Source organism: Halomonas saccharevitans (assembly GCF_032333995.1).
In the GTDB taxonomy this organism is placed as follows: domain Bacteria; phylum Pseudomonadota; class Gammaproteobacteria; order Pseudomonadales; family Halomonadaceae; genus Halomonas; species Halomonas saccharevitans.
Map to the genome: position 1 here is coordinate 556,474 of NZ_JAVXUR010000001.1, position 24,505 is coordinate 580,978.

Sequence of the window (24,505 nt, forward strand, 5' to 3'; positions counted from 1 at the left end):
GATTGCATGGCGTTGAAGTCAGCCCCAGCGCATCAGGATCAGTAGCCACAGAAACGATGCGGCCAGGGCCAGCCAGATGCTGAGCGGGGTGAAGCCCACGACCAGCAAGTGGATGTAGGCGGCAGTGAGCAGCCCGATGAAGAGGCGATCGCCGCGGGTGGTGGCGATCGGCAGGAAGCCCTTGCGCTCGACCGTCGGCGAGGCCACCTCCCAGGCCGTCATGCCGACCAGCATGGCGGCGATGACCACGAAGAAGACGGTGGTAGGCGTGGTCCAGACCATCCATTCCATGTCGCGCCCTCCTCAGGTCCGGCCCAGGGCGAAGCCCTTGGCGATATGATTGCGCACGAAGTAGACCACCACGATGCCGGGCAGGATGGTCAGGGTGCCGGCCGCGGCCAGTGTGCCCCAGTCGATGCCCGAGGCCCCCTTGGTCTGGGTCATCACCGAGGCGATGGGCTGGGCGCCGGTGGAGGTCAGGGTGCTGGCGAGCAGCAGCTCGACCCAGGAGAACATGAACAGGAAGAACAGCGTCACGCCGATCCCCGAGCTGATCATCGGAATGAAGATCTTCACGAAGAAGCGCGGGAAGCTATAGCCGTCGATGAAGGCGGTCTCGTCGATCTCCTTGGGTACGCCGCTCATGAAGCCCTCGAGGATCCACACCGCCAGCGGGATATTGAACAGGCAGTGGGCCAGGGCCACGGCGATATGAGTATCGAAGAGCCCCACCGTGTAATAGAGCTGGAAGTACGGCAGCAGGAAGACCGCGGGCGGCGCCATCAGGTTGGTCAGCAGCCAGAAGAACAGGTGCTTGTCGCCGATGAATTGGTAGCGGCTGAAGGCGTAGGCCGCGGGCAGCGCCACCGCGATGCTGATCAGCATATTCATCAGCACGTAGGTGATCGAGTTCACGTAGCCCATGTACCAGCTGGGCTCGGTGAAGATCTTGGCGTAGTGCTCCAGGGTGAAGTCCTCGGGCCACAGGGTCAGCCCGCCGAGAATCTCGGTGTTGGACTGGAAGGACATGTTGAGCAGCCAGTAGATCGGCAGCAGCACGAAGACGATGTAGGCCGTCATCAGGCCCCGACGGCGCCATTGACGGGAGGCCGGGCGTGCCCGGCGGCGACGACGGTTGTCGGCCGCGGCGGCACGCTTGCGCACGGCATCCGGGGTCGTGGGCAAGGAATCACTCATCGCGGGCCTCCTGTTGGTGGCTGTCTTTCTGCATGTTCATGATCGCGGTGTAGAAGACCCAGGTGACCAGCAGGATGATCAGAAAGTAGATCAGCGAGAAGGCGGCCGAGGGCCCCAGGTCCTGCTGGCCGATCGCCATGGTGGTCAGCGACTGGCTCAGGAAGGTGGTGGAGCTGCCGGGCCCGCCGCCGGTGAGCACGAAGGGTTCGGCGTAGATCATGAAGGAGTGCATGAAACGCAGCAGCACGCCGATCACCAGCACGTTGGTGAGCTTGGGCAGCTGGATGAAGCGGAACACCGCCCACTTCGAGGCGCGATCGATGCGCGCGGCCTGGTAGTAGGCATCGGGAATCGAGCGCAGGCCGCTATAGCAGAGCAGCGCGATCAGCGGCGTCCAGTGCCAGACGTCCATCAGCACGATGGTCGCCCAGGCATCCACCGGACTCGCCGTGATGTTGTAGCCGTAGCCCAGCTCGCGCAGGCTCCAGCCCATCAGGCCGATGTCGCCGCGGGTGAAGATCTGCCAGATGCTGCCCACCACGTTCCAGGGGATCAGCAGCGGCATGGTCACCAGTATAAGCACGGCGGAGGCCTGCCAGCCCTTCTTGGGCATGATCAGGGCGATGCCGATGCCCAGCGGCACCTCGATGGCCAGCACCGTCAGCGAGAAGGCGAACTGGCGCAGCACGGCCGCCTGCAGGGCCGGGTCGTTGAGCATCTCCTTGAACCACTCGGTGCCGGTGAAGAAGCGCGTGTTGGCATCGAAAACGTCCTGCACCGAGTAGTTCACCACGGTCATCAGCGGGATCACCGCCGAGAAGGCCACCAGCGCCAGCATGGGCAGGATCAGCCACCAGGCCCGGTTGTTGTAGACTTTATTCATGGTCGAACTCCACGCGGAACTCGTCGACGTACAGGCCGAGGCGATCGTCGGGGAAGCGCAGCCAGGCGCGGCCGCTCGGGGTCGTCTGGCCCTCCTCGATGCGCGCCTTGAGGGGCGTGCCGCCCAGCGTCAGGTAGACGATCGAGTAGGTGCCGAGATCCTGGGCGTGCTGCACCCGGGCCTCCATGGCGCCGACGACGGGCTGTTCGTGGACCTCGATGAATTCCGGGCGAATGCCGAGCTTGACGTTGTCCGAGCGCGCCCCGGCCACGGCATCATGGACCCCCTTACCCACCTCGAGCAGTGTCTCGCCAGCCATCACCCGCCCCTGGTGGGTCGTGACTGTCAGGAAATTCATGCCGGGGCTGCCGATGAAATAGCCGACGAAGGTGTGATTGGGAGTCTCGAAGAGCTCACGAGGCGTGCCGAACTGCACCACCTGGCCCTCGTACATCACGGCGATCTTGTCGGCGAAGGTGGAGGCCTCGAGCTGATCGTGGGTCACGTAGACCATGGTGATCTCGAAGCGCTGGTGGATCTCCTTGAGCTTGCGGCGCAGCTTCCACTTGAGCTGCGGGTCGATGACGGTCAGCGGCTCGTCGAAGAGGATGGCCGAGACGTCTTCGCGAACCAGCCCCCGACCCATGGAGACCTTCTGTTTCTCGTCGGCGGAGAGATTCTTCGCCTTGCGCTTGAGCTGACCGGTCAGCTCGAGCACCTCGGCGACCTCCATCACTCGCTCGTGGACCCTGGCCTCTGGCGTCTTCACGTTACGCAGCGGGAAGGCCAGGTTGTCGTAGACGGTCATGGTGTCGTAGATGACGGGAAACTGGAAAACCTGGGCGATATTGCGCGCCTCGGGCGGCAGGGCGTTGACCACCTCCCCATCGAAGAGCACCTCGCCGCTGGAGGGTTCCAGCAGGCCGGAGATGATGTTGAGCAGGGTCGACTTGCCGCAGCCGGAAGGCCCGAGCAGCGCGTAGGCGCCCCCCTGATGCCAGACGTGATCCATCTCGCGGATGGCATAGTCCTCGGGCGACGAAGGGTTCGGCAGATAGGTGTGGGCCAGCGACTTCAGGGTGATCTCGGCCATGTCACACGCCCCCCAGGTGCGTCGGGATATGCACCACGTCGCCGTGGCGATCGAAGGCATAGACCTTGTGGGTCGGGAAGTAGAGCGTCACGGGAGCATCGACGTCGAACTCGTGAACGCCCCCCAGGTGAACGGTCATGTGAAAGCGGTCGTTATGCACGTGCAGGAAGGTCTCGGAGCCGCTGATCTCGGCCAGGTCGACGATCATCTGCACCTCGATGTCGTCCTTGGCCCGGGGCGCGAGCGAGATGTGCGAGGCACGCACGCCGAAGCGGTACTCCCCGGGGGGCAGCGAGCGCAGGTCGTCGTTGAGGGGGAAGTGCGTGCGCTCGTCGAAGGTCACCTCATCGCCGGAGATGAGGCCGTGCACGATGTTGATCGGCGGCTCGGAGAACATCTCGGCGGCGAGGATATCCCGCGGGCGGTGGTAAACGTCCTCGGTGCGCCCGTATTGCAGCAGGCGGCCCTCGTGGAGCACGGCGGTGTTTCCGCCGAGCGCCAGCGCCTCGGCGGGTTCGGTGGTCGCATAGACGGCGATGCAGTTGCGTTCGCTGAACACGCTGCGCAGCTCGTCGCGAAACTCCTCGCGAAGCTTGTAATCCAGGTTGACCAGCGGCTCGTCGAAGAGCACCACGTCGGCATCCTTGACCAGCGCCCGCCCCATGGCGGTGCGCTGCTGCTGGCCGCCGGAGAGTTCCAGCGGCAGGCGGTCGAGAAGATGTTCGATGTGCAGCATCTCGGCCACCTCGCGCACCCTGCGATCGATCTCGGCCCGCGGCACCCGGGCTAGCTTCAGGGGCGAGGCGATATTGTCGAAGACGGAGAGGGCCGGATAGTTGATGAACTGCTGATAGACCATGGAGACGTTGCGCTTGCGCACCGAGCGGCCAGTAACGTCTTCACCGTTCATCAGGATGCGGCCCTTGCTGGGCACGTCCAGCCCGGCCATCAGCCGCATCAGGGTGGTCTTGCCCGACAGGGTACGTCCCAGCAGGACGTTGAAGGAGCCGGGCCCGAGCTCCAGGTTCACGCCCGCGATATGTAAGGAGCCACCGACCACATGATCGATGTTGTCTAGGATCAGGGACATACGGATCTCGAAGTGTCGTTGTTATGTGGCGAGTGCGAGGACTCGTCCATCCAACGTAGTCGAGATTCACTTTCAAACACAAATGTCGCCAAGCGAAAATATCAGCGCTCCCTGCTCCAACGTCGCAATGACTCACGCAAGCATATGAAAAAAAACGCTTTTATTCGGTATTAAACTTTTGTCTAGCCCAACGCGATGACCATGGGTCCCGGGCACTTGCGAGGCACGATGCGCGAAAACGAACATGTCGCGATTTGATACGAACCCGCGTGCCAAGGAAAGGCGGTGGCGTCTGAAGCCGATCAGCCTGTAACACCGTCACAGGGTTGGCATTACGGCTTTGTATCGCCATGGCGATAGAGTGTCTCGTACCCGGTAAAAAGTGATAACGCCTGCCTACCTCACCGCAGCCCCGAGGCGAGCGAGACCTCTGTTAGACTTCAGAGAGTAAATGTGAAGCGCATATCCATCTCACTTGGCGCAGGGATCCCTCCGATGTCCGGACTGACAGCCATCATCCTTCACCACTCCATCTTTCACGGGAAGCGTTCCCGGATCGATTGTGATGGCCACACCAACGTGCAGGGCACCAACGGGGCGGGCAAGACCTCGGCACTGAAGTTGATCCCCGTCTTTTACGGCCAGGACCCGGGGGCGATGGTCGAGCGGGCGGCGAACAAGGTCAGCTTTGCCGACTACTACCTGCCCAACCACCAGAGCATGGTGGTGTTCGAGTATCGCCGGCGCGATGGCGCCTGCTGTTGCTCGATCCTGTATCGCCGCTCCGGTGGGCAACTGGCCTACCGGTTCGTGGAAGGGGCGGCCGACGAGACGCTGTTTCATTCCGACCTAAGCGAACGCTTTGCTGCGGGCGAGGCGGCCCACAGCATCGTCGGTGATGCCCTGCCGGGCATGGGGTGCGCGGTCAGCTCTCAGATCAATAGCGTCATGGACTATCGCTCCATCATTCAGAACGACGTCCATGCCAGCGGGAAACGGCGCCGGAAGAAAGCCGCCAAGTTCAGCCGTCACGAGGATGCACGACGCTTTAGCCTCGGTGATGGTCTGGGGAGGATGCAGCACATCGAGCAACTGACGGCCGTGGTGCTGGACAAATCGCGCCTCGTGTCGAGTCTCGAGGACATGGTGATCGACACCATGCTGCGAGACCGTATCGATATCAGTGATCCCCCGACCCACCACAAGAACGCCGACTTGTGGCAGAACGTCGAAAGCCTGGAGAAGTTCAAGCAGCATGAGCCGCGACTCCGCAAGGCGCTTGAAACCCACCTGGCCCTTCAGGACAGCCGAGAGGCGATCACGAGCACGCTTAGCGGCCTGGAACAGGCGATAGCGAGTAAGAAGGAGCAACTCAACACGCTAGAGGCTCAGCGTCGGGAGCTCGATGACAACCTCGAAGAGACCCGTAAGCGCTTTGATGAACGGCGGGAAGAGCTGAATGGCATCATCAGCCAGCAGCGCAGCGAGGCCCAGGCCGCCGAAAGCTGGCTTCTCGGGCAGGAGAAGGAGCAGGAGGCATGGGATGCCAAGGACATCGACACCTGGCAACAGCGCCTCGATGACCTGCCCTCGCTGCGAAAAGCGCTGAAGGGGGCGGAGGACGCGCTGGCCTACATGTCGGCCTCAGCCACACGGATCGAAGAAACCTACCACGCCCAGGTCAACAAAGTCCGTGAGGAGCATGGCAAGGCGCAAGCGGACTTCACCCGGCGTATCGACGCCGCCAACGCTGAGCTTCAGGACTTGAACGAGGCGCACAATGCCGCACAGGCCGCCCTCGAGGACGAGATACGCAAAGAGCAAGACGATCTGCGCACCCACGATGCGCAGCGCGCGGACGAGCTCCGGGCAGCCATCCAAGAGATTCAGGAGCAGCGCGCGACCGCCAAGGACCCCACGCCGGAGGAGGCTGAACGGTTGGCGGAAGCGGTGTCGAGTACCCAGAGCGCCGAAGCGCTCGTCGCCAGCCACTTGCAACAGCTGAACGCGGCCAACGACGCCGAGGAAAAGGAAGCACAGGCCCTCGAGCGGGCGGAACGGCTCTTCACTCAGGCAAAGAGCGCCAGAGATCTGCAATCCGCTGACGTCGAACGGCTGACGCGACAGGTCTACCCGGCCGATGGGACCCTGCTGGCGTTCCTACGTAATTCCGGGCTTGATTGGCACGATGGGCTTGGCAAGCTCATCGATCCGCGGCTGCTGCGGCGGCGTGATTTGCACCCCCGGCTGTCGAGTACGCCAGACCTGACCCAGGCCTTTGGGTTGGAGCTGGACTTGGCCGGGCTGGAGCGCCCAGACGACGCGCGGACCATCGAAGAACTCATGGCACTGCTGGAACACGCCAGCAACCGACTGGAAGCGGCCAAGAAAGACGTGGACCGTCAGGAGAAGGCGTGGAAAGAGGCCCAGCAAAAGCAGGCGAAAACCGCCCAGAGCGTCACCCTCAGTCGATCGCGCCACAAGAACGCCGAGGACCAGTTATCTCAGTGCCGGGCCACCCATCGCGCCATTGAGGCGGAGGTGACAGGCGCCGGGAACCAGCGCTACCAGGCCCTCACGGGCCAGCTGACTGACGCCAACCATCGCCTCGAGAAAGAAAAACTCGAGGCCGAGAAGCGTTCCCTTCATCTGCAGCGTGACCACAAGGCGCGGCAACTGCAGCTGAAGGCCGATCAGGGCAGCGCAAAAGATGCTGTAAAGGAGCGGCGAGACCAGATAGTGGTGCGTCGCGAGGACCACGAGGCCTCGCTCACCTCGCGCCTTATCGAACTGGAGGCGGTCCGTGACCAGGCCCTGGCGGATGAGGGCATCGATATTGCCACACGACAGGCGAAAAAAGCGGAAGTCGCCCGCTTAACCGACGAGATAGAGGCGGCTGAGGCGATGCGCGATGAGGTCTTCGCCTACCAACAGTGGCAAAACCTCATGGTCGAGGAAAAGCCACGGAAGGAGCGCAGCTTTCACGACGCGAAACGCGCGCAAGACAAAGCCGAGCTTGAACTGAGCGATGCCCAGCAAGCCTATAACAGCAAGCGGGAACGCCTTGAGGCTGAGCGCCAGCAGGTCGCAGCTAACATCAACGGCGCCTCGCAAACGTGTGAGTCCTGGCAGCGGCTTTGTGACAACGCAACCGGCCTGCTTGAGTCGATCCCGGTGATCGAGATTCCAGACCGTCAGGCGCTGGCGCCCAACAGCGAGGCCCTGGGCGATGAGCAGCTGGCTACCGAAATGCGCCGGTTGATCGAGTTCACTACCCGCCAGAAGCAGGATGTCATCAAGGCCTCGCGCGAAAGCAGCAGCCTGATCGCGCAACACCCCGAAACCCAGATTCACGATACCTGGGACCGCATGAGTGAGGCGCGGCGCTTGCAGTCCGGGCTGCCTGAGGCCACTGAGGCACTGTACATCGTGCTGATGCAGGACCTTCAGGCGCTGGTCGATGAAGCGCTCCCCCAGGTCGAAAGCGCGCTCAACGAAACGATCCACAGTATCGGCGGGCAGCTCGCCTACTACCATGAGAACCTCAAGAACCTCGACACGATGACCTCGCGAGTCAGCCGTGAGCTGGAAGCCCAGCTGAACACGCAGCACGAGTTCTCCGAGATCAGTGATGTGAAAGTCGTCGTGCGTTCGAACATCCACGAATACGACTTCTGGAAGAACCTCAGTGCGTTTGCCCAGGTATGGAAAGCCTGGGGTCAGCAAAACTTTGCCGGCCTGCCGAGTACCGCCCTGCTGTCGTCGATGAGCCACGTCGACAAAGACCTGAAGGCCGCCAAGATGGCGACCTTCGACCTCAAGAACCTGGTCAGCATCGAGATCCAGTTCCGGGAACAAGGGCGCTTAGTGCCTATTCGCCGTGATGAGGACATGAAGAAGGCCAGCAGCGAGGGGCTATCCAACATCGCCATCCTGATCCTCTTCAGCGGACTGACGCGCTACCTCTGCCGTGATCCACAGGTCAACATCACCTGGCCCATCGATGAGCTGGGCAAACTCGACCCGAAGAACGTGGCCAAGATCTTCCGCATGATGGCCGACTACAACATCACACTGCTGTGTGCCCAGCCCAAACTGCACAGTGATGTGCAGCGTCATTTCACCCAAAAAGTCTCCTTGAGCAAGGACGGCGGGGTTCGCATCATGCGCCCGCGCGAACATGACAAGGGCCATAACCCGCTGTTGGGCATGAGCAGTAGTGACGCCTCGGCGCCTGCAGGCCTGGCTCCTCAGGTCGACATGGAGAATCCGCTATGAGCTACGATCCCCGTTTCGCCGCCGCCATAGAGGGGCTCTTGAGGGGCGAGGTGCTGTGCCCCGTCAGTGCCAAGGAGGCCCACGAATACCTCAGCACACTCGAAGGCCAGGACCGGGTGAGTCATTACTTGGCGGAGATCGGCCATGGGCTTGAACAAACCCGGGATGGCTCAGGGTATTACTGCGTCTATCTGGATACCGAGTCGCGTGGCGTCCGGCATCGGATCCGCCACCAATTCGAAAGTGCGGTGCGTGACTGGGAAGCTCTCTTGCGCTGGTTGCGCCTGTCTCGACAAGCCTCGCCATCCTCGCAGCCTTTGAAGGTGAAGGATGTCGTGCGCGAGAGTGAGTGGCTGGCCGCGATCGAAAACTCTTCCATGATGCAGGAAGAGCTGGAAGTCATCGCCACCCGCTTTCAGGTGCAGTCCCAGTCACGCGATGCCAAGGTCCGCCTGCGCCACTTGCTCGAAAAACTGTGCAAGCTCGGCTACCTAGTGGCCATCGACAGTTCCGGAGCCATCTACCAGGCCACCGGCAAGTGGTCCTTGCTTCAGGATCAGCTCGAGTTCGTGATGGCGCGTGAAGGCATCGTCGCTGAGGAGCGTGAGGCCGCGCTGAACGAACCACGGCAAGAGGGGCTCTTCCTTGGCACGTCTTGATGATGCGCGAAATGCGATGAAGGCCTTGGCCAAGTATACCGACGCGCTGGCCGAGGCAACGCTCGAACACGGCGGTGTGATCTATGACACCCCTGACAATCGCGAGACGATTCAGGCCCTGCGTCATCACCAGCTGGTCTTTCACCTCGATGAGGACCTCCCGCACGTACAGGTCAGTCGTGTGGTCGGAGACTTGATGGCGCATGTGACCCAGAGCTATCAGCGTCAGGCGTCCAGCGGTGCTGTCAGTGACTTGGTGCGCGAGCTCCAAAACGTCGTGGAAAGCTATTTTGTCGCCCGGGACAACGGTGCGACCGATGATGCCTCTCGGAAACTGATCGAGGCCCAGGAAGTCATTGCCAGCCTCATCAACACCCTCCAGGCCATCGTGGTCCGCTTCACGCACTATATCCATAATCGCTTTTCGACGGTCTCCGATATCGATCTGCGCATCCTGGAGAACCGCCGTGCGTTGGATGAAGCCGGCAACATTAACCGGCTTCTCGATACCCTGACCCCGTCCTACTTGATGCAGCTCGCCCGCTTCAGCCGCGAGCTGCAGTACCTGTTGACCAAGATCCTGGCCCGCAGCCTCTCGCGCTTGAGAGCGAATCTGGTGGATGCCCTCCACCGGCTCACCGATAACCTGGCCAAGCTGCAGAACGACAAGGAAGTGCAGCGACAGAACCATGTCATCGATGCCTGGCTGCAGCACTACGAGCGCAATCCCCGATATACCCCCGGCGAGGATATCCTCGATGAAGCCCATGGCCGGTCGCCTAGCCTCTTCCGAGTGGAGCCCCTTGAGATACGAGCGCACCCGGCCATAGACGACCCTTCACAGCGTGAGGAGCTTGATGAGCTCGCGGAGAACGCGTTGCGTCGCCTCGAGCCCGGCGCGCTCACCGATTCGAATGTCTCCACGGAGCGAGTCGAGGTGATCGACCAGCGTGGCGCCGAGGAGGTCGAGCCTGAAGATCCGCTCGAACATGCCCTGGAATGGTTCTTTGAGGCCTTGCCGACTCTCGTGACGCAACAGCCAATCTCAGCCATCGACGCCTACTACAAGCTCGATGTCGAGGAGCCCCTCGATTTCTGGATGCTGGCACTATGGGAGAGTTACAACATGCGGCTGGAGAACGGTGAGGTCGTCGTGCCGGTCGAGCTGACCGAGCGGCAAATGGGGACTTATGATGGCACCCGCTTGGTGGAGGACATCGTTTTTTCTCTGGAAAGGCATCACGCGGCATGAGGGACACGATCAAGGTACTCCAGCGCGTCCTTCGTCAGCCCACCGACCAGGTGCGACTGGGCCAGGTGTGGCGGCACATTCATGAAGAGCATGGCATTGGCACCCCTCAAGGAAGGACGCTGCGGCTACTGGCCCACGACCTCGATCGTATCCGCCGTGTCTATGATCGACTCACCAATAACGCCGGCCTTCACCTCAACCTGGATCAGGATCGGGTGAGCCTGGCGGGTCACCTACCGGACGAGAAGATCTCCACGCACCAGGCCTTCTCTTCCCTCCAGCGTGTTGCGCACACCAAAGGTGAGGTGACCATCCGGGCCGGGGATACTGCTCTCCCGCTTCCTTGCCCGCCCGGCGTTCTCCCCGCGGTACTCGGCGACATGCTCATCCTGACGCCCGAGACCCAGCACGTGCTGGTGGTAGAAAATGGGGCAGTGATGGAGCGCTGGTGGCAGATCGTGCCGCTGCTGCCAGACGCACTGCGCGACAATACCCTCATTCTCTATCGGGGCCATGACCAAGGCGCCCGCGAGCTGAAAACATTGCTGGCTGATTGGGCCGACAGAATATCGTTGCACTTGTTTGTGGATTTCGACGCGGCGGGCCTTGAGATAGCCCAGGGGGTCTTTGCAGACGTTCCGGCGCGCCAGCAGCAAGTCGTCATCCCCGTCTTCCCCCTCGAGCTCAAGAAGTCCCGTAAAGAGGGCGAGTATTTCAAGCAGCTTGAACAACTGGCCCGTTTGGAGCGCCAGCAAGGCTTGAGTGCCGAGCTGCGCCAGGCAGTGCAGTTGATGAAGCAGGAACGACTCGCCTTGTCACAAGAAGCGATGCTGGCGCATGGAGCACCAGTGACCAGCATCGCCTATCGTGCTGGCAATCACCATCCAGCCTAACCGGGGAGCAATGGGTCAGCACCAACTTCGAGCGCGGCAGAAAGCCCCGGTAGGCAACATCTCGGGAAAGCCCCCAGCCACGGCTGCAACGCACATCGAGCCAGGCGTCTATCGCGGCAACGCACTACGGATGGGTCTGTTGGATTTTGCGGGAATGGTGGTACTGCCCGGGGGTGGATAGTGCGTTGAGTTTGCCGCCCAGGGCGGCTGGCAGGGTGAGTTCAACGACGCATCACGGGAAAATCCCATGCTCCAGCCTCATGATAAGGTCATAAGCTCGTTGAGGGTCTTCAACCGCCACCTCTGCCGGCGTGCGGCCTCGAAAAACTTTTTTTGGGCTGGTCATCCAGCGTTTGGCCCCCTCTCGGTTTTCGAGCAATCTCTCGGCGGCTTGCCAGACATCTATCTCGCTAGGCGAATCAAGACATTCGCGCCCAACGTCAGGGGCCTCTTGCCACTCCTTAACCTCGTCTAGCTCTGGGGCCTGTAGATCGCACTGCTGCAGGAGTAGATAGAGCGAATATGGCCGATCTTCCAGCGGGACTGTTTTGGGCAGGTCCTTCCCATAAACTTCCAGTGTGGCCCGTAGCCAGGCGTCCACCTTCTCACATACCGCGTCGTTTTCTTCAGGTGACACGAGGACTGCGTCAATCTCGGAACTCTTATATATGAAGAATTCGTTGGGAATGGTCACTGAGTAGCCGCCCCGTAGGTAGGCGATGATCTCACCGCTCATGGCGGCCATGTAGGAGCGCTCGCTCTGTAGGCACTCCAGCGCCTCGCGAAACGTTTCCAAGGGCTGGGGGAAATGATCGCGAAGGTCGATGGCCCGGTAGGCGAAGATTCGCTTCAGAGGGTCAGTAGGTCCCTGGGTTGGCTGTGTCATGAGGAGGCTACCCGAAGCATGCGGTGGTTATCAGGATAGGCTATGGTGTGCCCCGATCTACCCCATGGGGCGCGCGAAAATTCGCCAAGGCTGGACTATGCAACCCACTCATCGTAGACGATGCCTTGGCCAATAAGTCCAGCAACATTGTCCTGGTTCTCCGAGCTCTCGCTGAAACTGGCTAAAACCTGGCTGCGTGTACTGCCGGCTTCATCCATTTGGACCGTCCAGAATTCGAAACCTCCTTGATCGGGAGTTCGATCGAGCACATTGAGATAAAGTGCGTCCAGAAACTCGTCGTTGCTGACATCAGCGCCGTACCGTTCAACATACTCGCCACTCCCCGCGAACGACCCCGCCACCTCGGTCAACGTCATCCCATTATCCATTTGATGAATCCAGTAACCGAGACCCTCCTCGTCGGGAAGTCGATCGAACGTCGCCTTGTAGAGGCGATACGCCTGGCCCGCACTGCCATCAACATCAAAGGCGACAGAGCTGTCGGTGAAGTGAACCCGCTCAACATCGTGCAGCGTAGTAAACCGCGTCTCGGCCATCGTCTCCAGATTGAAGGTCTCTGGCACCCCACCCATGTCAAGATCATGGGCCTGGTGTCGGGCATGGTTTAACACCAGATGATCCGTGCCGTGGCCCCCTTGAAAAACGATCCCATCCCCGCCTGCCATGCGCTGGCTATCGAGAATGAGATGGTCGTCTCCCCAGCTTGTGATGACCGATTTGGCGTATTCACCACGAGGCCCCGGGTCCATGGTGATGATGTCGGAAGCCGCAGACCCAAACGTCCAGACGTCTGGATTGTCGATCTGCATCCTATTGTGAGCCGGCGCCTCCCCGCTCACGCGCCCATATAGATGATGCAGAGCGAGAAGATCAAACTCCTGCAACGTTTCTACATATCCCGGCTCCTGGTAATGGTAGGACATGACAGTATTGCCGGTATGGTCGAGCTCTTCTGGGAGATAAGGGCCCGATTCCCAATCCCAATAGGCCCCCGGGTGTTTGAGCCCCAAGGCATGCCCTAGCTCGTGAAGGAAGGTGTCACGAAAGTCCCCATACGCATCACCAGGCGGATACAGGCTATGGTTGAGCAGGATGATAGGCTCCAAGCCTGCAGGCCCCTGGTACATCGTGATGCCGGCCACGCCCTCCTCGCCTTGCGACGCCCCGTTGTACATCGCGATCCGCAGCATCACGGGGGTATCAGAGCCCACTTCTTTGAAGGTTACCCCGATTTGATCGGATACATGCGAAAGCACGTCACGAGCAGCGCTACGTATAGCGTTGTCCATGGCACGGAAGCCCACAATAGGCTCGGTGAGCGGACTCTGCCCCTCGACGGGTTCGACAGATTCCATGAAGTGGAACGTGATTTCCAAAGCAGTGCCCTCAGCCTTGTTGGCCGCGAGCCCGTATCCATCTTGAAGTAAAGCATCGATCCGTATATCACCAGTGCCCATTGTGAGCCCACCCGAGTTTGGAAGACACTCTTAATGCTATATCACTCCCACTCAAATTTGGGCATAGGGCCGGGTTGAACGTCTGGCCACCCCCCCGGAGACCCGCTCCCCAAGGGGGAAGCCACTATTGAGTGTGGCGCCTATCATCCCTCGCTTGAAGCTGTCGCCGCCTTCTGCTTTCGGCTGTGCTCTCTGGCGGCTATTGCCGCCTGCCGCCGAGAGCTGAAGACGGGTCAGTCAGGGAGGGCGAGCAGCACGGGATGGGGCGTCTGACGACGTCGATCGCCCTGCCAGCAGGGCGCCCGCGAAATGCGGGACGAGCCCCTGCTCTGATGACGAGGGATGTCATGCAAGGGAAGCTCCCGCAGGCAAAGCCCTGCGGGAGGAGTGCGAAAGGCTTAGCGGGTGCCGAAGATCTTGTCGCCGGCGTCGCCGAGGCCCGGGACGATGTAGCCGTTCTCGTCGAGATGGTCGTCGACCGATGCGGTGTAGAGCTCGATGTCCGGATAGCTCTCCTGGACGCGCTTGATCCCCTCGGGGGCCGCCACCAGCACGATCACCTTCATGTGCTTGCAGCCGCGCTCGCGCAGCATGTCCAGGGTCGCCACCATGGTGCCGCCGGTGGCCAGCATCGGGTCGATGACGATAGCCATGCGCTCGTCCAGGTCATTGGCGAACTTGGCGAAGTACGGCACCGGCTCGAGGGTCTCCTCGTCGCGGTAGAGCCCGACCACGCTGACCCGCGCGCTGGGAATCAGGTCGGTGACGCCGTCCAGCATCCCCAATCCCGCGCGCAGGATCGGCACGATGGTGACCTTCTTGCCCTTGAGCAGCTGCACCGGGATCGGCTCGCCGCTCCACCCGTCGATGTCCTGGGTCTCGAGCTCGAGGTCGCTGGTCGCCTCGTAGGTGAGCAGCTTGGCCAACTCGCCGGCCAGTTCGCGGAAGCTCTTGGTGCTGATGCCAGCTTCGCGCATCAGGCCAAGCTTGTGCTGGACCAGGGGATGCTGGATGGCGTGGACGCTCATGGGGATGACCTCTTCGACGGCGGCGGGAAGACGGCGACCATCGTCTGATGGACGATGGCAACAAATTGCGCGCCATTCTAAACGCATCCGGCCTCGAGGTTAAGGCTGGTCGGGCAACTGCCAGTCGATGGGATCGCGCCCCTGTTCGATGAGGAAGGCGTTGGCGCGCGAGAAGTGATGGTTGCCGAAGAAACCGCGATGCGCCGAGAGCGGCGAGGGGTGCGGGGACTCCAGCACCAGGTGGCGCCGGGTGTCGATCAGCGAGCGTTTCTGTCGGGCATGGCCGCCCCACAGCAGGAACACCGACGGCCCGGCGCGCTCGCTGACCGTTTCGATAGCGCGATCGGTGAAGGTCTCCCAACCCTTGCCGCGGTGAGAACCGGCACTGCCCTGCTCCACCGTCAGCGAGGTATTGAGCAGCAGCACCCCCTGGCGCGCCCAGGCCTCCAGGTTGCCGTGCGCCACCGGGCGAGTGCCCACGTCCGCCGCCAGCTCCTTGTAGACATTGCCAAGCGAGGGCGGCACGCGCACCCCGGGGCGCACCGAGAAACACAGGCCGTGCGCCTGATCCGGTCCGTGGTAGGGGTCCTGGCCGAGGATCACCACCTTGACCTCATCGAGCGGGGTCAGCTCGAAGGCGCGAAACCAGTCGCATGAGTGCGGGTAGATCACCTTCTTGGCCGCCTTCTCGGCGGCCAGGAAATCGCGCAGCGACTGCATATAGGGCGCATCGAACTCCTGGCCCAGCCACCGCCGCCAGCTGTCGGGAAGGGGGCATGTCATGACTCAGCGCTTCTCCTGATCGACCAGCGGCTCGACATAGGCCACGCCCATGTCCCAGGGAAACTGTATCCAGCAGTCCTGGGCCACCTCGGTAAGGTACTGATCCACCAGAGGCTTGCCCTCGGGCTTGGCGTAGACGGTCACGAAGTGCGCCTTGGGCAGCATCTCGCGCACCGCCCGGGCGGTGCGACCGGTATCGACCAGATCGTCGACCAGCAGCCAGCCTTCGCCGTCGTGGTCGACGCCCTTCATCACCGCCAGGCCGCCCTGCTCCATGCGCTCGTAGCTCTTGATGCAGACGGTATCGATGAGGCGCACGTCGAGTTCGCGGGCGATCAGCGCGGCGGGAATCAGCCCGCCGCGGGTGATCGCGATGATGCCTTTGATATCACGCTCGACCAGCCGCTGGCAGAGCTCGCGCACGTCGCGATGCAGCTGGTCCCAGGAGATGATCAGGCGCTGGTGATAGCGAGAGCCGCTCATGGTGTCATTCGTCCTCGGTGAAGGAGCAGACGGCGAAAACGCTGTAACCCGCCTCGCGGATACGCTGCGCGCCGCCGAGATCCGGGAGGTCGACGATGGTGGCGGTCTCCACGACCTGCCCGCCGCTGCGGGTGATCAGCTTGGCGGCGGCCAGCATGGTGCCGCCGGTGGCGATCAGGTCGTCGACCACCAGGATACGGTCCCCCGCGCGGAAGGCATCGGAGTGCAGCTCCACCTCGGCCTCGCCGTACTCCAGGGTGTAGGTCTCGCTGATGGTGCGAAACGGCAGCTTGCCCTTCTTGCGCACCGGCACGAAGCTGCAGCCGAGCTCATAGGCCAGCGGCGCGCCGACGATGAAGCCGCGCGCATCGATGGCGGCGACGGCGTCGATGTCCATCTCCTGATAGCGATGCACGAAGCTGTCGATCAGCTTGCGGAAGGCCGCGCTGTTCTGCAGCAGCGGGGTGATGTCGCGGAAGTTGACCCCCGGCTGCGGCCAGTCGGGGACGGTGCGGATCACGGACTTGATGTAGTCGCCGTAGATGCTCATCGGAATTGCGCGGGATACCCGGTACTTTTAGTGCCGGGAGGGATAGCACGTCGCCCGAAGGGCGACTAGGCTGCCCGTTTCCCTTCTCCTTGTTGGTTGATGGAGGGGCTTTGGTGGTAGCGGTAGCCATCACCGCGTTGCAGAATCGTGCAGTAGTTGTGTGAGATACCCTGCACGACCCCCTGTTCGGTTTGGATATTGAAGCTACCCGACTTGCGGATCGCCACACGACCGAAATGCGTGCCTGCTTTCTTGCCTGTGGGCACGATGGCCTTCACCATGTCGCCGGTCTGTAAGCCGTGAATGGTCTTTTTTCGCATCAGGTAGCCGCGTGGGAAGCCGTTCTTGGTCAGCCGCGTTCGCTGGTAGCTGCCGCGCCCCATGGCCTTGATGACCAGGGTGGGACGATTCCAGTCGTACAGCGTCTCGAAGTTTCCCACGCACGCCGCATCCAGGGCATGGGTCTTGGGGATATCGAGGCGCTGTCGGTTATATTTGGTCAGCCCACCGCTGCCCGCATTGACCGACAATCTGGTGGTCTTCAGGGCATTGAGCAGCGACCAACGCGTGGCGTTGACGGCGCTGGCGTCGCGCAGCGGTCGCGCCTGTTCATGGACGACGTGCTGATAGCGCATCTCCGCTGAGAGTCCATTTTTCTTCAGGCGCTTCTTGAGTCCCTGGTCGCTGGCGAAAAAGATCTTGAGTGAGTCGTTTCCCTTGGCCTGGTTGCAGGCGTGGCAGGATAGCGTCAGGTTGGTGATGCGATGGGAGCCGCCGCGACTCCTGGCGACAATGTGTTCGACTTCGAGCGGGATATTCTTATCGCCGCAGTAGGCGCATTTGCGCCCCCACTTCTCCAGCAGGTACTCGCGCACCTCGTAACCGAGCAGCGTGCCCTGCTGGTATTCGACACCGGAAATCTCGGGGTTGACCAACTTCTGGGTGTCGAAGCGCACCAGTTCCTGGCTCAGTGTGGTGATGGGCGCGAGGCGACACAGACGATTCACCCAGCTTGTCAGCGTCTCGACGCGGTGTTGCAGGCTGGGCGGCAGCCAGTCGTCACGCCGAGTGCGATTATTGAAGCGCGGGGCGCGATGGCGCAGGTTCTTGGTGCGGCGGCGACGACGAAACGCCCGGCGCTGATCCAGCGCCTCGCGAATCTGGAAGCCGCGATGCACGAGGGTGAACAGGCACAGGACATGGCGATCTTCGCCATCTTCGCGGACGATAGCGATACCACTTTCCTTGCTGCCGGGATCGAGCAGCAGACGCAGGGGCTGCGTCTCGCCGCCCACACGATCTGTGAGGCGCAGGGTGAACGGATAGCGCTTATGCACCACCGCACGTCCGCGCTCCAGCATAAGCCGTGCCCGTTTTTCCGTGCACGGCATCAGGGGCCGCTTGTGTTTATCCAAAACGAAAACCGGCATGGTTTTCTCCTTGTTCGTACCCTTACGGGTCTTGTGTCGCGGGCCTTTCGGCCCGTCTCCCTTCGGGAATGTCAGTCACCGGCTCCTGCGTTGCCGCAGCGATCAGAACCTTCGGTGCTTTACCTTTCACCAGCATGATCCTGACCTTCCAGCGTCCGGAACTCAGGAAGCATTCCGGAGTGGGTCTTGACGACCTGTGACTAACGTAGCGGATTGGCTACCGCTTTCCCTGGTCAACCTGGCCTGTGGGTTTCACAAGCCTCTCCCTTCAGGGAGAGGTAGTTGACCGGATGCAGCCTCGGTCAGTGAATGCAGTCAGCCAGAATCAGCTGAGAAACAGGAACTTGGCAGCGAACAGCAGCGCCAGCACGATCACCGCCGGGTTGAGGTCCTTGAACCGCCCGGAGAGTGTCTTGATGGCGGCGAAGCTGATGAAGCCCAGCGCAATACCCTCGGCGATGGAGAAGGTCAGCGGCATCGCCAGGGCGGCGATCAGTACCGGGGCGGCCTCGGTCGGATCGTCCCAGTTGGCGTGGGCCAGGCTACCGGCCATCAGCACCGCCACGTAGAGCAGCGCCCCGGCGGTAGCGTAGGACGGGATGGAGCCCGCCAGGGGGGCGAAGAACAGGCTGATCAGAAACAGCGCCGCCACCACCACGGCGGTAAGGCCGGTGCGCCCGCCGGAGACGATGCCCGCCGTGGACTCGACGTAGCTGGTGGTGGTGGAGGTGCCGAGCACCGCGCCGGCCATGGAGGCGCCACTGTCGGCCATCATGGCGCGGCCGATACGCGGCAGCTTGCCGTTCTCGTCGAGCAGACCGCCCTTGTGCGCCACGCCCACCAGGGTGCCGGAGGTGTCGAACAGGTCGACGAACAGGAAGGCGAAGATCACGCTCAGCATCGCCACGTCGAACGCGCCGGCGAGATCCAGGGCCATGAAGGTCGGCGCGACGGAGGGCGGCATCGACATCAGCCCACCGAACTCGTTGTGGCCCAGCACCATCGCCAGCGCGGTCACCCCGAGGATACCGATCATCACCGCCCCGGTGACTCGCAGATAGGCCATGGCCGTGATCACGAAGAAGCCCAGCAGTGCATAGAGGGCCGATGGCTCGGTAAGATCGCCAAGCGACACATAGGTCGCCTCGTTGGCCACCACGATGCCAGCGTTCTTGAGCGCGATCATCGCCAGGAAAAGGCCGATGCCCGCGGCAATGCCCAGGCGCAGGGACATCGGGATCGAATTGATGATCCACTCGCGGATCCGGAAGACGCTGAGCAGGAAGAAGATGAAGCCGGAGAAGAAGACCGCGCCGAGCGCCGCCTCCCAGGTATAGCCCATCCCCAGCACCACGCCGTAGGTGAAGAAGGCGTTCAGGCCCATGCCGGGCGCCTGGGCGATGGGATAGTTGGCCCACAGCCCCATGATCAGACAGCCCACGGCCGCGGCCACGCAGGTAGCGACGAACACCGCCCCGTAATCCATCCCGGTCTGGGAGAGGATGCTAGGGTTGACGAAGATGATGTAGGCCATGGTCAGGAAGGTGGTGATCCCGGCGATGACCTCGGTCTTGACGTTGGTATGGTGCTCGGTGAGCTTGAAATGGTTCTCGATGAGGCGTTTCAACATGGGTGTCCTTCCTGCGCGCGATGACGTCTGGGCATCCGGATGTCATGAGCTGTTTATGGCCCGGGACACCGGAGGGTGGCGAGAAAAGCGGCCTATGGTACCCAAAGCCTCCGCGCGTTGCGAGGCGTCCGGGCGGCACGCTTCCCCACATTCAAGCAATCCCCGGGCCATTCGCCACTCGGCCTGCCAACGCAGCGACGCGCCCCGCCCGGTTCGCCCTGCAGCGTCAGACCCCGCGCGACTCGAGCACCCGCTCCACCGTCTCGACGATGGCCTGGGTCTGGGGGTCGATCTCGATATTGACGAGATCACCGGGGGCGCGGTCGACCAGGATGGTCCTGGCCAGCGTCTCGGGAATCAGATCGACGCAGAAGCGCGGGCCATGCTCGGCGCTGGCGCGGCGCGTCGCGCCGATGGTCAGGCTGATGCCGTCGACGCCGATGTAGCCCTTGTCGAAGAGGAAACGCCCCAGCGCCGCGGGCACTTCGAACCACAGGCGGCGATTGTTGGGCGCCTCATCGAGCTCGACCAGTTCCGCCATGCCCATGATGTGACCGGACATGGCGTGCCCACCAATCTCGTCGCCGAAGCGGGCCGCGCGCTCGATATTGACGCGACCGCCCTCCTTCAGCGCACCGAGATTGGTCACGCGCAGGGTCTCGCGCATCAGATCGAAGCTGACCCGCTCGCCGTCGATGGCGGTCACCGTGAGGCAGACGCCGTTGTGAGCCACCGAGGCGCCCAGCGCAAGCCCTTCGTTCAGCGGGGCCGGCAGCGCCAGCACGTGAGTACGGAAGGCCTCGGCCTCCTGGATGGCCACCACCTCGGCGGTGCCCTGTACGATGCCTGTGAACATGGATGCTCCTCGTGCGCGTCGACCCCCGGCGGGCCGCCAAAGCGGCCAGTCTAGGAAACCGGGAAGAGCACGTCCATGGCGTAGCGCCCGCTCGCAGGCTGATTGCAGGGGCGTCGTGGACAGGTCGAAGAGGAGGTCTTTTGCCAGGGAGGGCAAAAGTAGCGCCCAGGGACGGGTCCACAGCGCCTCCTCGCAGGCCTGTCGACGGATCAGCCCGCTAACTGCGATAGCCCGGCACCTGCTCGCCGCAGGCCGTCACCGACCGGCTCCTCGCGCAAGGATCACCAGCCATGGAAAGCGACACAGAAAATATCACCATGACGAAGCCGTCTTAATGGCCGCATGGCCTACGCTGCTTGACGGTCAGGCGTTTGAAACCTAGGATATTGCGCTACATTTTGAAGGCGCCGATTTGTACCCGGATTGCGGGCGCCGACGTCGTGGAGCGTCTCTCGGGACCACCCACGGCGTGAAGTGCAGCTAAAAGGGTGTGTCCAGCGTTGATGGCCACCCGTCAGGGTGGCCTTTTTTTATGCCTGACCCGACCGCTGCCACGCCCGCCCGGCCGGCGCCCCACCGGCGGCTGCGATGATTCGACTACACGACGTTTCCAAGACCTATTACCCCAAGGGGCGCAGCGACGGCACCAGCGCCGTGACGGCGCTCAAACACGCCAATCTGCACGTGCCCAAGGGCGAGATCCACGGCGTAATCGGCCTCTCCGGCGCGGGCAAGTCCACGCTGATCCGCTGCGTCAACCTGCTCGAGCGTCCGACCACGGGCAGCGTGACGGTGGACGGCCAGGAACTCACCGCCCTCTCCGGGGCGGCGCTCAACCAGGCCCGCCACCGCATCGGCATGATCTTTCAGCACTTCAACCTGCTGACCTCGCGCACCGTCTTCGCCAACGTGGCGCTGCCGCTGGAGCTGATGGGCATGAAACGCGCCGAGATCCGCGAGCGCGTCATGCCGCTGCTCGACCTGGTCGGCCTTGCCGACAAGGCGGACCAGTACCCTGCACAGCTGTCCGGCGGTCAGAAGCAGCGTGTGGCGATTGCCCGTGCACTGGCCAGCCGTCCCAAGGTGCTGCTGTGCGACGAGGCCACCTCGGCCCTGGATCCCCATACCACCGGTTCGATCCTGGAGCTGCTGCGCGACATCAACCAGCGACTCGGCCTGACCATCCTGCTGATCACCCACGAGATGGAGGTGGTCAAGTCGATCTGCCATCGGGTCAGCCTGATCTCCGACGGCGAGCTGGTCGAGGAAGCCGAGGTCGGCGATTTCTTCACCGCGCCCGGCACCCAGCTCGGCCGCGATTTCCTCAACGACTTCCTCGAGCTCGAGCCACCCCAGGCGCTCATCGAGCGCCTTGAGGAGACGCCAAGCCCCACCAGCCACCCAGTGGTGCGCCTCGCCTTCTCCGGCGATGCCGTCTCGACCCCGCTGATCTCGCGCCTGGCCCGAGAGTGCGGCGTCGACGTCAGCATCCTCCAGGCCAAGGTGGAATCGATCCAGGAGCGCACCCTGGGCCTGATGATTGCCGAACTGATGGGGCCGGCGGAGAAGACCCGCGAGGCCCTGGACTATCTCGAATCCCACGACCTGCAGGTGGAGGTGCTCGGCCATGTCCAGCGCGATGATTGAACTGATTCTCGAGGCCACCCTCGACACCCTCTATATGGTGGCGGTGTCGGGCGTGATCTCGGCCCTCGTCGGCATTCCGCTAGGGGTGCTGCTCTACGTCACCCGACCGCGGCAGATCCTGGCCGAGCCGGTGCTCAATCGGGTGCTGGGCGCGATCACCAACATCGGTCGCTCCATCCCCTTCATCATCCTGATGGTCGCCATCATCCCCCTCACGCGGATGCTGGTGGGCTCGTCGATCGGTACCAACGCCGCCTCCGTGCCACTGACCATCGCCGCAATTCCCTTCGTGGCACGCCTGGTCGAGGGCGCGCTCAACGAGATCCCGCCGGGGCTGGTCGAGGCCGCCCAGTCCATGGGCGCCACCCCTTGGCAGATCATCACCAAGGTGCTGGTGCCCGAGGCGCGCGGCGGTATCTTCACCGCGCTGACGGTGACCGCCGTCACCCTGGTCAGCTACTCGGCCATGGCCGGCGCCGTGGGCGGCGGCGGGCTCGGTGACCTGGGCATCCGCTACGGCTACAACCGCTTCAACCCGACCATCATGCTGATCACCGTGGTGATCCTGGTGGTGATGGTGCAGGGCTTCCAGAGCCTGGGCGATTATCTGGTGCGCAAGAGCGACCATAAGTGACGCGCCCTCTTTGATAACCAGAATGCATTACAAATTTTCTGTTTATTCCGTTAGTATCGAGTCCGACTCATCTTTCACAAGGAGCATCGCGACATGCGCAAGACACTGATCGGCACCCTGACCGCCTCCGCCCTGGCTCTTTCCGCCAGCGCCGCCCTGGCCGATGAACACGCCATCAAGGTCGGTACCGTGGCCGGCCCCGAGACCGACCTCATGAAGGTCGCCGCCGAGATCGCCGAGCGCGACTACGGCCTCGAGGTCGAGATCATCGAGTTCACCGACTACGTGACACCCAATGCCGCCCTTGCCGACGGCAGCCTCGACGCCAACGCCTACCAGCACGAGCCCTACATGCGCTCCATGGTCGAGGACCGCGGCTACGACTTCGCCATCGCCGGCTACACCTTCGTCTACCCGATCGGCGCCTACTCTGCGAAGTACGACAGCATCGAGGAGCTGCCGGAGGGTGCCACCATCGCCCTGCCCAACGACCCCTCCAATGAGGGTCGGTCACTGATCCTGATGCACAACGAAGGGCTGCTCACGCTCCAGGACCCGACCTTCCTGGAAGCCACGCCGCTGGACATCGCCGAGAACCCGCGCGACTTCGACTTCCGCGAGATCGAGGCTGCCCAGCTGCCCCGCGTGCTGCCCGACGTGGACATGGCCTTCATCAACAACACCTTCGCCCAGCCGGCCGGCCTGAGCCTGGATGACGCCCTGATCAAGGAGGGCGCCGAGTCCCCCTACGTCAACCTGATCGCGGTACGCGGCGGCGACGAGGAGCGCGAGGCCATCCAGCAGCTGGTCGAGGCCTACCAGACCGAGGAAGTCGAGGCCAAGGCGAGCGAGCTGTTCGGGCCGCAGGCAGTTCCCGGCTGGAAGTGAGAGTCTCCCGCCAGACAATGGGTACGACGAAGCAACAAGGCCGGCCGCTGCGCCGGCCTTTCCTGTTCAAGGAGCCGACATGACACCGGATCACCCCCAACCCGACTATCCCCTGCTCGCCCGCCAGCTCGGCGCGCTGCTCGACACCCGCGACTGGCTGACCAACAGCGCCCAGACCTGCGCCTTCATCATGCAGGAGATCCCCGAATTGAACTGGGCCGGCTTCTACCTGCAGCGCGAGCCCGAGCTGCTCTGCCTGGGCCCCTTCCAGGGCAAGCCGGCCTGCCATCCCATTCCCTTCGACAAGGGCGTGTGCGGCGCCGCGGCGCGCAGCCGCGAGACCCAGCGCGTCGACGACGTCCACTCCGTCGCCGACCACATCGCCTGCGACGCGGACTCCCGCGCCGAGCTGGTGGTCCCGATCGTGGTGGCGGATCGCCTGTGGGGCGTACTGGATCTCGACAGCCCGATCCAGGGGCGCTTCAGCGACGCCGACCGCGCGGGCATCGAGGCGCTGGTCGAGGTCTTCGTCGCACAGAGCGACCTGGTGTGACGCCTGCCCGGCGGGGCGATCAGCCTCGCCGGGCATCCCGTCATACAGTGCATCTCTCGAGACGACGCGCTCGCACCAAAAGCCGCGCAGCATGAAAAACGCCCCGCAGCCGATGACTGAGGGGCGTTCTAGAATCTGGTAGGACCAGGCGGATTTGAACCGCCGACCTCCACGATGTCAACGTGGCGCTCTAACCAACTGAGCTATGGTCCTGCAAGGGGTGCCAGAAAGCGTTTGGTAGGACCAGGCGGATTTGAACCGCCGACCTCCACGATGTCAACGTGGCGCTCTAACCAACTGAGCTATGGTCCTGC

Annotated in this window: 22 protein-coding genes and 2 tRNA genes; 8 read left to right on the forward strand and 16 right to left on the reverse strand. The window is 62.7% G+C overall.

Features of this window, described 5'->3' with window-relative positions; all coding sequences use genetic code 11:
- Window positions 1-18: 18 nt before the first annotated feature.
- From RSO68_RS02595 to RSO68_RS02615, 5 genes are read right to left on the reverse strand one after another with little or no spacing between them, the layout of a single operon-like run.
- Complete coding sequence (locus RSO68_RS02595; RefSeq protein ID WP_315585334.1) at window positions 19-291, reverse strand: DUF2160 domain-containing protein; 273 nt, start codon at window positions 289-291, stop codon at window positions 19-21.
- A 12-nt stretch (window positions 292-303) separates the two neighbouring features.
- Window positions 304-1,197: a carbohydrate ABC transporter permease gene (locus RSO68_RS02600; RefSeq protein WP_315585335.1), complete on the reverse strand. Its 894-nt coding sequence runs from the start codon at window positions 1,195-1,197 to the stop codon at window positions 304-306.
- Window positions 1,190-2,080 carry a carbohydrate ABC transporter permease gene (locus RSO68_RS02605; RefSeq protein ID WP_089850555.1) on the reverse strand — a complete coding sequence of 297 codons (891 nt, stop codon included), beginning with the start codon at window positions 2,078-2,080 and terminating at the stop codon, window positions 1,190-1,192. Before RSO68_RS02605 ends, RSO68_RS02600 begins: the two co-directional genes overlap by 8 nt.
- Window positions 2,073-3,173 (reverse strand): ABC transporter ATP-binding protein, encoded by a 1,101-nt coding sequence (locus tag RSO68_RS02610; protein WP_089850557.1) that lies wholly within the window; start codon window positions 3,171-3,173, stop codon window positions 2,073-2,075. The genes RSO68_RS02605 and RSO68_RS02610 overlap by 8 nt, the downstream gene beginning before the upstream one ends.
- Window position 3,174: 1 nt before the next feature.
- A complete protein-coding gene (locus tag RSO68_RS02615) occupies window positions 3,175-4,263 on the reverse strand; it encodes an ABC transporter ATP-binding protein (protein WP_089850559.1) in 1,089 nt (362 codons plus the stop codon).
- Window positions 4,264-4,758: 495 nt separating this feature from the next.
- On the opposite strand from RSO68_RS02615, the gene RSO68_RS02620 reads away from it, so the two are divergent.
- The 4 genes from RSO68_RS02620 to RSO68_RS02635 are packed head-to-tail and all read left to right on the forward strand — an operon-like array spanning window position 4,759 to window position 11,345.
- Window positions 4,759-8,541, forward strand: a complete 3,783-nt coding sequence (locus RSO68_RS02620) for an ATP-binding protein (RefSeq protein ID WP_315585336.1) — start codon at window positions 4,759-4,761, stop codon at window positions 8,539-8,541.
- Window positions 8,538-9,200 (forward strand): condensin complex protein MksE, encoded by a 663-nt coding sequence (locus RSO68_RS02625; RefSeq protein ID WP_108444489.1) that lies wholly within the window; start codon window positions 8,538-8,540, stop codon window positions 9,198-9,200. Before RSO68_RS02620 ends, RSO68_RS02625 begins: the two co-directional genes overlap by 4 nt.
- Window positions 9,187-10,452 carry a hypothetical protein gene (locus RSO68_RS02630; RefSeq protein WP_315585337.1) on the forward strand — a complete coding sequence of 422 codons (1,266 nt, stop codon included), beginning with the start codon at window positions 9,187-9,189 and terminating at the stop codon, window positions 10,450-10,452. The genes RSO68_RS02625 and RSO68_RS02630 overlap by 14 nt, the downstream gene beginning before the upstream one ends.
- On the forward strand, window positions 10,449-11,345 hold the full coding sequence (locus tag RSO68_RS02635; protein ID WP_315585338.1) for a DUF7281 domain-containing protein: 897 nt from the start codon (window positions 10,449-10,451) through the stop codon (window positions 11,343-11,345). The genes RSO68_RS02630 and RSO68_RS02635 overlap by 4 nt, the downstream gene beginning before the upstream one ends.
- Window positions 11,346-11,577: 232 nt before the next feature.
- Here the strand turns inward: RSO68_RS02635 and RSO68_RS02640 are convergent, their stop codons facing one another.
- From RSO68_RS02640 to RSO68_RS02680, 9 genes are all read right to left on the reverse strand, one after another.
- A complete protein-coding gene (locus RSO68_RS02640) occupies window positions 11,578-12,231 on the reverse strand; it encodes an antitoxin Xre/MbcA/ParS toxin-binding domain-containing protein (protein WP_315585339.1) in 654 nt (217 codons plus the stop codon).
- Between the two features lie 95 nt (window positions 12,232-12,326).
- Window positions 12,327-13,709 carry a DUF4214 domain-containing protein gene (locus RSO68_RS02645; RefSeq protein WP_315585340.1) on the reverse strand — a complete coding sequence of 461 codons (1,383 nt, stop codon included), beginning with the start codon at window positions 13,707-13,709 and terminating at the stop codon, window positions 12,327-12,329.
- 398 nt (window positions 13,710-14,107) lie between these two features.
- Window positions 14,108-14,737 carry a uracil phosphoribosyltransferase gene (upp, locus tag RSO68_RS02650; protein WP_315585341.1) on the reverse strand — a complete coding sequence of 210 codons (630 nt, stop codon included), beginning with the start codon at window positions 14,735-14,737 and terminating at the stop codon, window positions 14,108-14,110.
- Between the two features lie 99 nt (window positions 14,738-14,836).
- Window positions 14,837-15,520 carry a uracil-DNA glycosylase gene (gene ung, locus RSO68_RS02655; RefSeq protein ID WP_315585342.1) on the reverse strand — a complete coding sequence of 228 codons (684 nt, stop codon included), beginning with the start codon at window positions 15,518-15,520 and terminating at the stop codon, window positions 14,837-14,839.
- Between the two features lie 3 nt (window positions 15,521-15,523).
- Window positions 15,524-16,003 carry a xanthine phosphoribosyltransferase gene (gpt, locus tag RSO68_RS02660; protein WP_315585343.1) on the reverse strand — a complete coding sequence of 160 codons (480 nt, stop codon included), beginning with the start codon at window positions 16,001-16,003 and terminating at the stop codon, window positions 15,524-15,526.
- Between the two features lie 4 nt (window positions 16,004-16,007).
- On the reverse strand, window positions 16,008-16,553 hold the full coding sequence (locus tag RSO68_RS02665; protein ID WP_315585344.1) for an adenine phosphoribosyltransferase: 546 nt from the start codon (window positions 16,551-16,553) through the stop codon (window positions 16,008-16,010).
- Between the two features lie 65 nt (window positions 16,554-16,618).
- Entirely contained in the window at window positions 16,619-17,983 is a 1,365-nt protein-coding gene (iscB, locus tag RSO68_RS02670; RefSeq protein WP_315585345.1) for an RNA-guided endonuclease IscB, read from the reverse strand.
- Between the two features lie 325 nt (window positions 17,984-18,308).
- On the reverse strand, window positions 18,309-19,613 hold the full coding sequence (locus RSO68_RS02675) for an NCS2 family permease (protein ID WP_315585346.1): 1,305 nt from the start codon (window positions 19,611-19,613) through the stop codon (window positions 18,309-18,311).
- Window positions 19,614-19,839: 226 nt separating this feature from the next.
- A complete protein-coding gene (locus tag RSO68_RS02680; protein ID WP_315585347.1) occupies window positions 19,840-20,469 on the reverse strand; it encodes a riboflavin synthase subunit alpha in 630 nt (209 codons plus the stop codon).
- Between the two features lie 588 nt (window positions 20,470-21,057).
- On the opposite strand from RSO68_RS02680, the gene RSO68_RS02685 reads away from it, so the two are divergent.
- The 4 genes from RSO68_RS02685 (at window position 21,058) to RSO68_RS02700 (ending at window position 24,191) form a co-directional block, all read left to right on the forward strand.
- On the forward strand, window positions 21,058-22,116 hold the full coding sequence (locus tag RSO68_RS02685; RefSeq protein WP_315585348.1) for a methionine ABC transporter ATP-binding protein: 1,059 nt from the start codon (window positions 21,058-21,060) through the stop codon (window positions 22,114-22,116).
- Complete coding sequence (locus RSO68_RS02690; protein ID WP_315585349.1) at window positions 22,097-22,750, forward strand: methionine ABC transporter permease; 654 nt, start codon at window positions 22,097-22,099, stop codon at window positions 22,748-22,750. Before RSO68_RS02685 ends, RSO68_RS02690 begins: the two co-directional genes overlap by 20 nt.
- A gap of 93 nt (window positions 22,751-22,843) precedes the next feature.
- Window positions 22,844-23,638 carry a MetQ/NlpA family ABC transporter substrate-binding protein gene (locus RSO68_RS02695; protein ID WP_315585350.1) on the forward strand — a complete coding sequence of 265 codons (795 nt, stop codon included), beginning with the start codon at window positions 22,844-22,846 and terminating at the stop codon, window positions 23,636-23,638.
- A 79-nt stretch (window positions 23,639-23,717) separates the two neighbouring features.
- Window positions 23,718-24,191, forward strand: a complete 474-nt coding sequence (locus RSO68_RS02700) for a GAF domain-containing protein (protein WP_315585351.1) — start codon at window positions 23,718-23,720, stop codon at window positions 24,189-24,191.
- A 136-nt stretch (window positions 24,192-24,327) separates the two neighbouring features.
- Here the strand turns inward: RSO68_RS02700 and RSO68_RS02705 are convergent.
- Window positions 24,328-24,404 (reverse strand) — tRNA-Val (locus tag RSO68_RS02705).
- Between the two features lie 22 nt (window positions 24,405-24,426).
- Window positions 24,427-24,503 (reverse strand) — tRNA-Val (locus RSO68_RS02710).
- Window positions 24,504-24,505 lie beyond the last annotated feature (2 nt).